Here is a 14,015-nt window from a genome sequence, read left to right as displayed (position 1 = left end):
CTTCTGGTTCTAATCCTGTCATTGCTAGTTGTCGGAGCAATTCTATATGCCTGCATCGGTTTGCTAGGAATTTTCCTAGGAGCGCGTTTGGGCATTTTAATCACCAACAATATCCGACACTCTCTATTCGAGCATCTCCAGAGCCTTTCAATGGAGTTTTTTGGGCGGCGTTCAGCCGGGGATATTGTCAATTGTCTCATCGCCGATGTCCAAAAGGTGGAAAATGGTGTCATTACAATGGGGCTGACAGTTGTTGTTTTAGAACTGTCTAACTTCCTATTTTCTCTGGTTTTCCTCTTCCTCCTCAACTGGCAATTAGCCCTGCTGAGTTTAATCGGTTTAACCATCTGCACTATTGCCCCAGCAAAAATTGCCAGCCTTGCCACAGAAGTCGGCTATAAGTTGCTGCAAAAAGAAGGACTGATTGCCAGCGTTATCGAAGAGAATATCCTCTCGCAAACCGTTGTCAAGATATTCGGGCTGGAAAACCAAATGACTGAGGATTTTGCCACCGATTTGAATGACTTAAAACAGGTTTATGTCCGCGCCACCTTTCTCTCCTACTTAGTGCAGAAAGCGCCCATGATTGGTTTTGTCATGACGCAGCTTATCGTTTTAAGTATCGGTGCTTTCATGACATACCAGAATATCATTTCCGTAGGCACCCTTGCTTCCTTTCAAGTTTTAATGCTAGGATTGAATCTCAATATCCTCGGTTTAACTTCCTCACTGCCTGCATTTATCGATGGAGTAGCAGGGCTGCAACGCATCAGCGATATCTTATCAGAAACTCCGGCGATTCAGGATGCACCGGGTGCGATCGATTTACCTCACTTTTTCAGCGATATTAACTTTGACAATGTTACCTTTAGCTACTCCCAAGATAGAGGAGGAGTTGAAAATCTCTCCCTGAAAATTCGCCAAGGAGAATTCGCGGTATTTGTCGGTGAAAGTGGAGCAGGAAAAAGTACAATTGTCAACTTGCTGACGCGATTTTATGACCCCGATAAAGGACGCATTCTGTTTGATGGAATTGATTTGCGTCATGCCACAGTACGCTCCCTCCGTTCTCAAATCGGACTGGTTTCTCAGGATGTAATTCTCTTTAATTGCTCGGTGCGGGAAAACATCCGCATGGGCTATCTACAAGCCACTGACGAACAAGTCGAAGCCGCAGCCAAAGCCGCCGAGATTCACAAATTTATTTTGTCCTTACCCCAAGGCTACGACACACCAGTTGGTGACAGGGGCGGACAGTTATCAGGGGGACAACGGCAAAGAATCGCCTTAGCTAGAGCTTTGGTGAGAAATCCAGCCATTCTGATTCTGGATGAAGCCACATCCGCCCTTGACCCTGCCACAGAAGCCGAAATCCTCGCCACCATCGAGCGCATCACCAAAGAACGCACCGTGATTTTCATCACCCACAAAATGGCCCATGCCTTGCGTGCGGATGTCATGTACGTGCTGGAAAACGGCAGCTTGGTTGTTAGCGGTTGACACACTGATTTGACCTGTACTGAACATTTTGGAGTTAAAAATTATGACCGGCACAAATGATTACAAATGGCTAATCCCCTCTTCTCAAAACCTAGGCTCGAAATCTCTTGAAGAAGAGAAAGATATCTGGGATAAAAACCACGAAGATTATACCAACACCGCTTTCAGCATCACCCAAGACCCCAAAATCTGCAAAAACTTAATCCGTCCAGAGCGTTCTCCCGGCTATGATATTCCTAACTCGCCGGATATCAAAGTCCTAATTCCCGGTTGCGGCTCGGAAATTTATCTTCAGAAAACCTTACTAGAATTTTGCCCCCAAATTGGACAAATCTACTGTACCGATTTTTCCAAAACAGCCATTGAAAAAGCACGAGCAGATTGGGAAAAAGCAGATGGAGATTCCCGACTCAACAATCGGCAAATCGTGTTTGAGGAAGTAGACTCCACGCGAATCACCGAACTAAAACCTGAGTGGAACGAGAAATTTGATTACGTCCTCCTTGTAAATTCCGTGGTTTCCAGTGAGGATAAAACCAACCGCCACATGATACGGGAATTTGGTAAAGTTCTCAAGCCAGGTGGCAAGATATACGGATATTTCCCAACCACCTTATGCTTCTTAGAAATTGCCTATTTTAGTCGCAAACACGCTCACTGTGTTACAGAGGGATTTATCGATGTCTACGGCAATAAAGTTTGGGATGCTGAGTGGCAAACGGCCCAAATTTATTACACTCCCTTGCGTTTGAATCGCATCTTTAAAGAAGCGGGATTAAAACAACTCAGTTTGGAGATGCAGTTTTTGGACTATGAGCCTTTTGTTTCGATGTTTAAAGAGATGATAGATCATGACGACCCGGATATTTTTCTCTGGCATCTTCTAGTTCGTTATGAAAAATAGGACTTAGGCATTTGGGCGAAGCATTGAGTGAGATGCTTCGTTTCACTCAGCATGACACATAGGTTTTGCGTAAGTAGGGACACCGCCCCGTGCCCTTCTTGGTGTCAACTTAACGTCAAACGTAGTACGGGTAAACTGTCTGACGATTAGGGCTCGATCCCCCCTAGCCCCCCTTAAGAAGGGGGGGACAAGAATCTTCTTAAAGTCCCCCTTCTTAAGGGGGATTTAGGGGGATCTAGACTTTGGTAAAAGCGAGATTTCTCAAGGGTTTCAGTCTTAAGTTGACCCAATGAACACGGTGCGTTGTTCCTACTGAAAGAACCCGCCGACAAAACTGTCAGCGGCGAGTTGTGGTTGAGGTCAAACTCTAGAATCTGGAAATTAACAGAGGCGAGAAGTGCGATCGCGCGCTTGAAGAGAAATGTATCGAAATAGAAACGCGATCGCAAATTTATTGTTTCTACCCTCCGATAACTCGCCACCTACAGATTGTTTCCCAACTACGCTTCAACTATCAGAGTAATGTTTTCCAGTCTCACGACGCGAACAACTTCACCGGGTTGCAAAGTTATTTCTCGAACGCACTTAGCAGGCCACCAACTGCTTTGAAATCGCACACTGCCGGATTGATTCGGTTTAATTTCTTCTTCAACGATCGCTCTTTCTAAATGGCTGACAGTCATGATTACTTTCTCCTGCTTCTAGGTTGGCCTGAACGTTGGGATGCTATAAACTTATAGCTTGACTCCCTAACCCTTTGATTTATAACGACGCTTCAACTATTAAAGTAATATTGTCAATTCCGACTACGCGAACCACGTCACCGGGTTCAAAAGTCAGGTCTCCATCGCACTTCGCCGGCCACCAACTGTTTTGGAAACGAACGCGACCGCACTCATTCGGTCGAATTTCTTCATCCACGATCGCTTTTTCGGAATTGTCAAAATTCATGATTGCTCACTCCCGATTGTAGATTTGCCTTAACTTTCAGAATTGATCGCAAACGACGCTGCAACGATCAAAGTAATATTTTCAATTCCCACGACGCGAACCACCTCACCGGGTTCAAAAGTCATGTCTCGATCGCACTTCGCCGGCCACCAACTGTTTTGGAAACGAACGCGGCCGCATTCTTGAGGGCGAATTTGTTCATCTACGATCGCTGTTTCAACATCGTTAATAGACATAGCTGCTTGCTCCAGAATATAAACTCGACTCAATTGGCGTGTAAGTTAGAAGCTTGTCGGTCAACTTCCCCTCCACACTCAACAGTATCCCCTGCCAACCTCGGCCGTGTCAGTCGGTAAAAGTCTATACAAGTCCACTGTTTGAGCGTGTAAGCGAGTCGGAAAAAGTCTGTTAAAGTTGTCTCAGATGGGTAACGCTAAACCTGGTGACTAAATGGAAGCCGATCGTGCACTGGATTTTACCAACTCGTTACTTGTGGCTCGAAACCTGAAAACTCTCGACAACCTTGACAGCGCGATCTTTCGCGAAGCTTGGCAAGGCGTGCAAGGCAGGACGTACCAACAGGTTGCAGATAGTGAAGGGTATGGAGTAGGGACTGTTAAGGATGCTGCCTCTAATTTGTGGAAGCGGCTTTCAGCTTTGTTTGGAGATGGCGAAAAAGTCAAAAGAGACAACCTTCAAGCGGTAGTAGAACGGTATTGGCGCAGCTACTCGAAACTAGAACCGCAGTCGGGACAAACTGTTCCAGCCCAAGTATCTCTCGGACTTGATGCGGAGTTGGATATGGAAAACCCGAATTTTTTGGGCCGCTTCGGGGCGATCGAAGATCTCAATACTCTTGTCGCCCAAGGTGCAAAAGTGATTGTCATCCAAAGTGCCGGCGGTATCGGCAAAACAACTTTGGCCAGACAGTATCTCAAATCTCAAGGGTTCGATCGGGTAATTGAACTGTTGATGGCAAAAGAGACAGAGAATATCACGGCATTGGAAAGCGCGATCGAAGAATGGCTCAAGCAAGACTTTCAGGAAGAACCCGGGCCAGACTTTGGCGTCACCCTGGGACGGCTGAAGCGACAGCTTCAGACTCACAAAGTCGGCGTATTGATTGACAATTTGGAAGCCGCACTCGACGGACAAGGTAAGTTTATTGAACCGCACCGGCTTTACGTGGAACTGTTGCGAGTTTTGGCTGACGCAGCGGTGCAGTCGGTAACGCTGATTACCAGTCGCGATCGACTGTGCGATTCTGATGTCACCGTCGAACACTACCTGCTTCCTGGATTGGAAGTTGAAGTTTGGCGGCAGTTTTTTAGCGCCCGCAATATCAATATAGATGATGTCGCCCTCAAGGAAATGCACAAAGTTTACGGCGGCAATGCTAAAGCAATGGGCATTATTTGCGGCACGATTCGAGAAGATTTTGACGGAGATATGGCAGCCTACTGGCTGGAAAACAGCGAAGATCCGCTCCTTGAAACTGACTTAAAAAATTTAGTTACCAGTCAATTTAACCGCCTGCAAGAACTCGATTCGGAAGCCTATCAACTCCTCTGTCGCTTGGGCTGTTACCGCTATCAAGACGTGCCGACAGTCCCTACTGACGGACTTTTGTGCTTGCTGTGGGACGTGCCCGAAGCCGGACGCCGACAAATCATTAAATCGCTGTTGCACCGATCGCTAGTCGAGTCTCAGAAGGGCGAATACTGGCTGCATCCAGCAATTCGGGAAGAAGCGGTCGATCGGCTCTCGCCCGGAGACTGGGAGACTGCAAATCGCAAAGCAGCCGAGTTCTGGACAGAGAGTGTTGAAAATATTGAGAGTGTAGAAGATGCCCTGAAAGCTTTTGAAGCTTACTATCATTATGTGGCAATTAGCTGTTTCGAGCAGGCCGCTAGCGTCATCCTCAAAAAAATCAATATCCAGTTTGCCAAAGATTATAAGCTCGGTCGAGCGCTCTACAAATTAGGTTTCTTGCAGCCAATAATTTCAGCAACTACTCGCATCGTAAACAATGTAACTTCTGACTATTATTTGAGCGGTCTTTACAGTATTTTAGGTGTTTGTTACCGGATATTAGGCGAGATAAATCAAGCCATAGAATGCCATAAAATATCAGAAATAAAATCCACTAAATCTTTGCAAATTATCGCTAAAAGCAGCGAACCGGAAAACGACAAACAAGCTAATCTGGAATTTTGGAAAGTTAACGCTGCAATTAATATAGGTTTTTGTCAAATAGAAATGCGCGAATTAGAATCAGCTATGGAGATATTTGTCAAGCTGAAAAATTCGCAGGACGAAATCGGGATTAACAGCTATTCGATCGATGTCGGGTTAGCTTTCCTCAACTCGTATATCGGAGCCAAAAAAGAGGCGGAAGAGCTCGCCGAAAAACTTTATGCCGATCGGGAAAACAGTCATTTGGTGGGTACGGGATACAAGTTAGTTTTTCTCGCCGCCACCTATCAAAACCTGGGAGAGACAGAGAAAGCTTTGAGTTTGTACCGCCAAGCGATCGCCCAAGCCGACCAAAACCAGTACAGCACCATCAAAGCCAAAGCTCTCAGCGGTATAGCAGCGCTGTACCGAGAACAGGGAGAATTTGACCAAGCCCTGCAGCACCATGCAGAAGCAATAGAAATACTCGATCGAACCAGCGCTAAATTAGACCGAGCCGAAGCTTGCTATCAACTAGCACTAACAGAACAAAAACTTGGTAACATCGAGAAAAGTCAAGAAAATTTTGATCGCGCCATTCAACTGTTCAGCGAAATGGACGCTAGCAAACAAGTAGAAAAAGTACAGTTAGCTGCCACAAAAAAAACCGAAAAAATAGCTAATTAATCGAGCAAAAAATCATAAAATAGATACAATAAATGAAAGAACAACCATAAACTTTGTAGATATGAAACTAAAACGATTGGGACACGTAGCCGTCTGCGTGCAAGACATAGAGAAGTCTGCTGAATTCTACCGCAACTTGGGTATGGAGTTAGTCTGGAAAGATGCAGACTGGGCTTATTTGAAAGCAGGAGAGGACGGATTGGCGCTGTTGAGTCCGAGTTACGACCAAGCAGGGCCGCATTTTGGGTTTGTATTTGACGATCGTACCGAAATGGAATCCGCCTACGAACAACTCAAAGCCGATGGTGTTTCCGTCACCCACATTCACGAACACCGCGACGGTACTGCATCTTTTTACGGCAGAGATCCAGATGGGAACGGCTTTGAGTACCTTTACGAACCGGCCTGACGATTCTAGAACTTGCGAATCGCGATCGGGCTAAATCCGCTTCAGGTGCGCGGCCTGGCCCACCCTACAGATTAGTGTGTCCGCGCACTCCTAACCCGTTGCTGACGGCCCGGAACATCCCTACAACTCCCCGAATAATGTGAGGTACTCACACCGACGCTTGTAAAGTTCTAAAGTAAGGTGCAGACTCTGAATCCGAAATATATCCGCAACTTCCGAAAATCGGTTCGATAATCTAAAATCTAAAATCTAAAATCTAAAATCCTCATGTTGCAGAGAATACAAGTCAGAAACCGCTGGAAATCAATCTTCAAACCCTGGGAAGAAGCAGACCCTTGGCTGTTCGCCGCTTGCATCGCCCTTACCATCTTCGGCGGAATCATGATCCGCAGCGTCGAAATCAACCAGGGACTGATCGACTGGTGGCGGCACTGGGTAACTGGGGCAGTCGGTTTGTTCCTCGCCATCATCATTTCCCGCTGTCGCTACCAAATACTGCTTGAGTGGAAATGGCCGATTTACATATTAATCAATTTGTCGCTGATCGCAGTGCGTTTTATCGGTACTACAGGGCTCGGTGCCCAGCGGTGGATCAACATCGGCGGCTTCTACCTGCAACCCTCAGAATTTGCCAAAGTAGGCATGATTGTCACTTTAGCAGCTCTCCTGCACGAGAAGAGTGTCCCCACAGTCCGGGATATGTTGAGGATGCTGGCGATTATGGCTGTACCCTGGGGATTGATATTTGCCGAACCAAATTTAGGCACTTCCTTAGTCTTCGGCGCGATCACAATGGGGATGTTTTACTGGGGTAATGTCAATCCCGGCTGGCTAATATTGCTATTCTCTCCTCTCATCTCAGTTCTCTTCAATAACCTGTCTACACCGATTTGGATAGCCTGGGTAGTTATTGCGGGTATTATCGCTTGGCGAACCCTGCCTTGGCCCTGGTTGGGGACTTTCGGTGCTGTGTTGGTGAACGTTGTTTCTGGGCACCTCGGACATATTTTTTGGAATGTGCTCAAGGATTATCAAAAAATGCGTTTGACAGGGTTTTTAAACCCCGAAAAAGACCCTTTAGGCAGCGGATATCACTTGATTCAATCTCGGATTGCTATTGGCGCTGGGGAACTGAAGGGCCGGGGTTTGTTTCAGGGAACGCAAACTCAGCTTAACTTTATTCCCGAACAGCATACGGACTTTATCTTTTCAGCTATTGGCGAAGAATTGGGTTTTATTGGCTGTATTGGCGTGTTGTTGATTTTCTGGATAATTTGTTTCCGGTTGGTGACGATAGCTCAAACTGCTAACGATAATTTTGGTTCTTTGCTAGCGATCGGCGTACTGTCAATGTTGATTTTTCAGGTGTTCGTCAATATTGGGATGAACATTGGCTTGGCGCCGGTTACTGGGATTCCACTGCCTTTCCTAAGTTACGGAAATGCGTCGCTGCTGAGTAATTTTCTCGGCCTGGGGCTGGTGGAGGCGGTGGCAAGCCAGCGACAGCGCAAGAAGCGTTGGAATTAGATCGTTGGCAATTGCTAATTGGTAATTGGTTCTGGGAATGCGATCGCGCTTTTGATTTCTTTCGAGAGATTCTGCGGGCGATCGCATTTTTTGTCGATCGACCTAGCCACATCTAAATTTTACGCTTCCTGAGCCGAGCCTTGATAACTGTCAAGTTTGATAAAATTCTTGTGGGGTGCGCGCGAAAACCCGCCCAAAAATAAAATTTAGAGACCCAACAGCTTAAGTAGATCAACTTAATTAAACCACTTCTGACGCAAACAATAAATGCTTTTGTGCGCTATGGGTAAGCCACTCTCTGTGCAGTGGAGGTCCTACTGAGGACCTTATCAAGGCCTGAAAGCATTACTATTATTACATCTTTTTTTTCTTCTTCCTTTCTTCTTCCTCACTTCCTTCCTTCTTCCTTCTTTCTGACATTCGTTTCATCCGTCGAGCCAATTCGTTGCCGAACTTCCGACTTCCATCGGACTGGCATCGGTTATATCCCCTACATTGCTCGTTGCCGAACTTCCTTCTTCATGACATCCGTTACATCCGTTAAAGAATCCGTTGCCGAACTTCCTTCGCCTCTAATTATTCGTTCATATTCTTGTACGTAGCAACAGCCGAAGGCGAACTCCGGTTTAAATAGCGGAATATCCAATACTTAAATACCGTATCCAATATCACTGGAAACGTTGCAATGAACAAAAATATGAACTGCCTATTTTCTGGCAGTCCCAAATGTCTCGATAAACCTTCGAGAATTACTTCCCAACCATGAGGCGAGTGGAATCCGACAAACACATCTGTAAACAAAATAATTACGAAAGCTTTCGCACTGTCGCTGAGACCGTAAATCACATCGTCCATGAAAGACTTTAAAATCTCAATCTCTTTCTTGTTAGTGACGATAATAGCGGCAAAGGCAATGACTGAAATCAAATCGGCAAAAATATTTTTAATAGCTCCCCCACTTTCAGCGCGGTATTCCTCCGCGAGCTCAACTGCTTTTTCGGAAATCTTCTTTTCCATTTCCTCTAAAGAAAGCGACGGAGCAGTGCCTATTAACCTTTCAAATTTCAGGTGCTGCTCAAATCTCTCCAGTTCTTGTAATGCTTCTTCTTCCAGGTTAACATTTATGAAAACTGGGGCATTTTCTTGACCTCTAAAATGGTCAACTATCGGTCCGACTAGAAAGTTTTTGGATATTTGATTCGTCAACAGCGGAACTAAAATCAAAAGCAAAATAAATCTGAGAGAAATAATTGTTTTTACTTTGGAATTGCGAAAATTTTTGACTACTTCTTTTTCAGCTCCAGGGTCTAAATCTTTAGTGATTCGATTCAAAGTTCCCAAAAGCGATCGCGGTAATAAATTTACTTCTTCATAGTTAGTGTCAACCTCACCATCGTGAATTTGAACCGAATTAGCTGAACCTTTATTTTTGGGGTCAGGTGGAGAACTGTTATTTGTTGTAGATTTTGCCTGCAGATTTACGGAGCTGACAACCGGAACAATTGCCGTCGATCTACTATTATTAATATACTTGTCGATGACTCCATCAATAAACTCTAGCTTCTCAAATATAAGGGAGTCTCTATCTTTATGGTTGAGAGGTGATCCGTGCTGGTGAGGCTCAGCGCTGTGCCCCGTTTTCGGTTTTGCCCCCACTCGCTCCGGCAGTTCCAAAAAAGAACGGCTAGCATTAAACTCAACCATTCTGGTTTGGATGACCTTGAGGTATTTTTGCAGCTCGGATTTAAAGTAAGACAAGGTGCTTTGTCCGTACTCTCCCGATCGCTCAGAGATTCCTTGACCGCCAAAATGCTCGTCTTCGATCGCCTTAATGGCTAACGCAGCATCGTAGGCCTGTTCTAGGGCCCTCTCAGGCGTTTCTCGATACCATTGGTTAGCCCTGTAGAGATATTTTACAATCCTGTGCCACGGAGAAGTATTCATAGCAAAAGCTGGTTAGTTGGCTGTAGACATTAGTGATTAAACTATTCACGGTATGGTAACAAATTTACCTAAATTGAGAACTGCCGCCGAGGATTCAATTTGGATTGTCGGCTCTGCCCGCAGCGGCAAAACCGCTCGTTTAGTCGAGCAGTTCTGCATTTGGAGCAAAACTGTCAAGCCCCTGCCCACAAAAGTTTCAGGGCGATCGAGTTCCGGGCGGCGGCGGGCTGGACAAACTGCCCCAGCAATTTTAGTCTTAGCAGCTAACGGAGACAACCGACTAGAATTGGCCGATCGCATCGCCGTCGCTACCGAAGGAAAATATACCTTTCACTCCACAACGCCCTTCGGTTTTTTTGAGCAGGAGGTATTGCTATTTTGGCCCCTGCTAGTTCAGTCGCTGAATTTGAGAGCTCAATTTCCCTTGCGACTGCAACCTGAAACCGAACTGGAACTTGCCGCGAGACTCTGGCGTCGCGAACTAGACGAAGGCATTTTGCAACAAACAGGGGTAAGTCCAAACCGAATGGTGCGTCGAACACTAGACTTATTACAACTTGCTGCTGTCAGCGGTACGCCCAGAGAAGAGATTCCCAGCATTCTGGAACAGGGATTTGCTATCTCAGGCGGATCGACCAACCTGTGGAGTAACATGGGAGAGTTGCTGGAAAGGTGGCGGGAATGGTGCTTGACGCGGGGGTTCCTGACTTACGGGATTGTTTGCGAACTCTACTGGCGCTATTTGTTGCCGGATAGCAGTTACCAGCAGCATTTGGCCTCTAGATACCAAGCTGCGATCGCAGACGATGTTGACGATTATCCGGCGATAAGTCGCCATTTGTTCGATCGAATGCTCGACCAAGGTGCAGCAGGGGCGTTCTCCTACAATCGAGATGGAGGAGTGCGTTTGGGCTTGGGGGCTGACACGGAATACCTAGCCAGACTCGAAGACCGCTGTCAAAGCGTGGAAAATTTGGACGCACAAGCCGGTTTAGCCCCAGAGATTGGAGATTTAGCGGTAAGTTTAGCAGTTAATTCTGAGGGTTTTTATCCTTTAGGCTTGAATTTGCCCGGATCGGTTCGATCGCTCCAAACCACTTCCCGGGCTCAACTGCTGCGAGAAACCGCCGAAATCATCGTGGATGCGGTGAAGTCAGAAGCCGTGGAACCGCAGGAAATCGCTGTAATTGCCCCTGGGATGGATGCGATCGCCCGTTACAGTTTAACGGAAATTCTCGCGCGAGATGGTATCGCCGCCGTATCTCTCAACGATCAGCGCCCCCTTTCGACTACCCCAGAGATTCGAGCTTTACTCACTTTGTTAGCCTTAGTTTATCCGGGACTCGGCCGTTTAGTCGATCGAGACGGCGCCGCCGAAATGCTGGTAGTGTTGGGCAGCCAGAAACACCGTTCATTGGAAACAGAAGATTCTAACTCGACTTTCAATTTAACATCTCAAATTCACCATCAAAAATCGATCGACCAAGTGAGAGCAGGTTTAATCGCCGATCACTGTTTTCGTCCAAATCTCGATCGACCTCAATTGCTGCCAATTACAGCCTTTCCCCGGTGGGACAGACTGGGACACCGAGCAGCCAGGGCCTACGAGCAGATTGTCGAGTGGATCGAACAACAGCGGTTGCAACAGCAGGAGCGGCTGTTGCCGAGTCCAATTGCGCTGCTCGATCGAGCGATCCAAAAATTTCTCATGAACGACAGATATCTGCCCTACGATCGGCTAGCAGCCCTGCGCGAGTTAATGGAAACCGCCACCCACTACTGGGAAATCAACGGGCGAATGCAGCGCGTAGAACCAACAAACGGCGGCGACTCAGAAACGATCGCCCAGTTCATCCAGTTGTTGCGCCAAGGAACCGTCACCGCCAACCCATTTCCAGTGCGTCCAGAAGGCCCAGCAGCCAGAGCCGTAACCCTCGCCAACATCTTCCAGTACCGCAGCAGCCGCCGCGCCCACAAATGGCATTTTTGGCTGGATGCCGGCTCGCCGCTGTGGCTGAGTGGCGGTGCGGCGACCTTGTTTGGCGCTCCCTTATTTTTGCGATCGCAACTCGGACGCCCCTGGGAAACCGAAGACGAAACGACCGCCGACCAACAGCGACTGCGACGAATTCTGCTAGATTTATTAAGTCGCTGTTCCCTGCTTTACCTTTGCCACAGCGAACTATCCGTCAGTGGACAAGAACAAACCGGGCCGCTTCTGCCCCTAATTAACAGCTCTGTTTCTTGTCAGAAGTCAGCATAAGAAAGTCGGCTTCTGAAGGCAAGAGGCACATATGTATTCGGCATTCGGCAGGAGGAAAGAAAAAATTATGACAGCGAAGATTTTTATTTTTTCGGCTTCTGGATCAATACACCGGGCTGACTCGAAGCCAGACTTCTAGGTTCTATAGAAATGGGGCGATATTAAAGTATACCCAACATAGGCAGCAAAACGTGCAATCATTAATATTTTGAGATCGAAAGATGCCCGGCTTAAAAAATATCCATAGCCGTTGCAGTTTTGATTTAGTATGCTAGAAATGATCGGGATTATTAATCAATTTTAAGCCAGATTTGTGGCAACAAACTGATACTAATCAGTTCTTAAAGTTAATCGGCATCGTCGTTTAAAGGAGCCAAAATAATGCCAAGTGCAGTGCCAGTAGTAAGTATACCAACTCCAACACCAGAACCGACTCCAACACCAGAACCGACTCCAACACCAGAACCGACTCCAACACCAGAACCGACTCCAACACCAACTCCGACGCCGACTCCAACACCAACTCCCTCCGGTGACGACACATTTGGTGGCATAGACGACACATTGGGCGGGGGCCAAGGTACGTCGCCCGCAGTCATCGGCGGCGTAGTCCGTGGCACCGAAACCAACGACTCCTTAGTTGGCAGTCCCGGTCCCGACGTGATTTCCGGGCTGCAAGGCAACGACAACCTGCAAGGAGCCGACGGCGACGATTTAGTATTCGGGGCAGATGATGATGACGTGCTGTTCGGCGCGCCCGGCAACGACGTTCTTGATGGCGGTTCAGGACTCGATACCCTGTACGGAGGTAAAGACAACGACTCCCTCGACGGGGGAAATAACCCCGACCAGTTGTATGGCAACGATGGCAACGACACGGTAATCGGAGGCGAAGGCAGAGACACGGCTTACGGTGGTAAAGGCAGCGACAGCTTGCGTGGAGGCTCTGGCGACGATAGCTTTTTGGGCGATCGAGGCGACGACATCCTGTGGGGCGACCAAGGTAACGACTCGCTCTTCGGTGGCGACGGCGAAGACTTGCTATTTGGCAACGAAGGAGGCGACTGGCTCTACGGCAACGCCGGCGGGGATACATTTTTTTCCGGCGACGGCGACGACATCGTATTCGGCGGTGACGGCGACGACATCGTGGACGGCGGTGCTGGCAATGACGTGATTTGGGGCGAAGCAGGCAAAGACGTAGTGGCAGGAGGCGAAGGCAGAGATGTCTTCGTCATCGGTGCCTTCAGTTCCCCCAGCGGCAGCAGCGACGGCACTAACCCGGCATTTCTCACCACAGGCGGTCCAGATCTCGCCGATGCCGACATTTTCACAGACTTTCGCCAAGGCGAAGATTTAATCGGGTTAAGTGGCGACCTCAAGTTTGAAGATTTGGTAATCTTCCAAAGCACCGAGACCAAAGCAGGCAGTACGATTATTCGCAACGGCGTCAGCGGCGACTTTTTAGCAGTATTGCCCGGAGTAGACAGCAGAACCCTAGGGCGAAGCTCATTTGTAATTGCACCCACAGTTCCCGGCAGCGCAACTCCGCTTCCCCTGCCGACGCCGACAACCAGTCCGACGCCGACAACCAGTCCGACGCCGACAACCAGTCCGACGCCGACAACCAGTCCGACGCCGACAACCAGTCCGAC

At 47.7% G+C, this 14,015-nt stretch carries 12 protein-coding genes; 8 read left to right on the top strand and 4 right to left on the bottom strand.

The genetic code is table 11. The features are described from left to right. Both QUA45_RS09095 and QUA45_RS09090 read left to right on the top strand, forming a co-directional pair. The coding region (locus QUA45_RS09095; protein WP_333220366.1) for an ABC transporter ATP-binding protein at positions 1-1,500 on the top strand (1,500 nt) is incomplete at its 5' end. Between the two features lie 43 nt (positions 1,501-1,543). After that, positions 1,544-2,404: a class I SAM-dependent methyltransferase gene (locus QUA45_RS09090; protein ID WP_333099203.1), complete on the top strand. Its 861-nt coding sequence runs from the start codon at positions 1,544-1,546 to the stop codon at positions 2,402-2,404. 500 nt (positions 2,405-2,904) lie between these two features. Here the strand turns inward: QUA45_RS09090 and QUA45_RS09085 are convergent, their stop codons facing one another. From QUA45_RS09085 to QUA45_RS09075, 3 genes are all read right to left on the bottom strand, one after another. After that, positions 2,905-3,087 (bottom strand): NfeD family protein, encoded by a 183-nt coding sequence (locus QUA45_RS09085; RefSeq protein WP_015175752.1) that lies wholly within the window; start codon positions 3,085-3,087, stop codon positions 2,905-2,907. A gap of 79 nt (positions 3,088-3,166) precedes the next feature. Further along, positions 3,167-3,355: an NfeD family protein gene (locus QUA45_RS09080; RefSeq protein WP_333220364.1), complete on the bottom strand. Its 189-nt coding sequence runs from the start codon at positions 3,353-3,355 to the stop codon at positions 3,167-3,169. Between the two features lie 29 nt (positions 3,356-3,384). Beyond that, entirely contained in the window at positions 3,385-3,591 is a 207-nt protein-coding gene (locus QUA45_RS09075) for an NfeD family protein (RefSeq protein WP_333036967.1), read from the bottom strand. A 214-nt stretch (positions 3,592-3,805) separates the two neighbouring features. Here QUA45_RS09075 and QUA45_RS09070 point away from each other — a divergent pair, with 214 nt between their 5' ends. The 4 genes from QUA45_RS09070 (at position 3,806) to QUA45_RS09055 (ending at position 8,269) form a co-directional block, all read left to right on the top strand. Further along, positions 3,806-6,217, top strand: a complete 2,412-nt coding sequence (locus QUA45_RS09070; protein WP_333220362.1) for a tetratricopeptide repeat protein — start codon at positions 3,806-3,808, stop codon at positions 6,215-6,217. A gap of 61 nt (positions 6,218-6,278) precedes the next feature. Then, positions 6,279-6,626, top strand: a complete 348-nt coding sequence (locus QUA45_RS09065; RefSeq protein ID WP_190661613.1) for a VOC family protein — start codon at positions 6,279-6,281, stop codon at positions 6,624-6,626. A gap of 267 nt (positions 6,627-6,893) precedes the next feature. Continuing rightward, on the top strand, positions 6,894-8,153 hold the full coding sequence (rodA, locus tag QUA45_RS09060) for a rod shape-determining protein RodA (protein WP_333099199.1): 1,260 nt from the start codon (positions 6,894-6,896) through the stop codon (positions 8,151-8,153). Further along, positions 8,144-8,269: a hypothetical protein gene (locus tag QUA45_RS09055; RefSeq protein ID WP_333099197.1), complete on the top strand. Its 126-nt coding sequence runs from the start codon at positions 8,144-8,146 to the stop codon at positions 8,267-8,269. Before rodA ends, QUA45_RS09055 begins: the two co-directional genes overlap by 10 nt. Positions 8,270-8,729: 460 nt before the next feature. Here QUA45_RS09055 and QUA45_RS09050 read toward each other — a convergent pair whose 3' ends face one another. Then, on the bottom strand, positions 8,730-10,097 hold the full coding sequence (locus QUA45_RS09050; protein ID WP_333220360.1) for a proton extrusion protein PcxA: 1,368 nt from the start codon (positions 10,095-10,097) through the stop codon (positions 8,730-8,732). A gap of 52 nt (positions 10,098-10,149) precedes the next feature. Between QUA45_RS09050 and QUA45_RS09045 the strand changes: the two genes are divergently transcribed. Both QUA45_RS09045 and QUA45_RS09040 read left to right on the top strand, forming a co-directional pair. Continuing rightward, positions 10,150-12,360 carry a recombinase family protein gene (locus QUA45_RS09045; protein WP_333220358.1) on the top strand — a complete coding sequence of 737 codons (2,211 nt, stop codon included), beginning with the start codon at positions 10,150-10,152 and terminating at the stop codon, positions 12,358-12,360. Positions 12,361-12,741: 381 nt separating this feature from the next. Beyond that, a partial coding sequence (locus tag QUA45_RS09040) for a calcium-binding protein (RefSeq protein WP_333220356.1) occupies positions 12,742-14,015 on the top strand: 1,274 nt, incomplete at its 3' end.

This window comes from Microcoleus sp. Pol12A5, assembly GCF_036701435.1.
Lineage (GTDB): Bacteria > Cyanobacteriota > Cyanobacteriia > Cyanobacteriales > Microcoleaceae > Microcoleus.
Note: the sequence above shows the minus strand (reverse complement) of the source record. Positions and strands in the feature narration are given on the sequence as shown.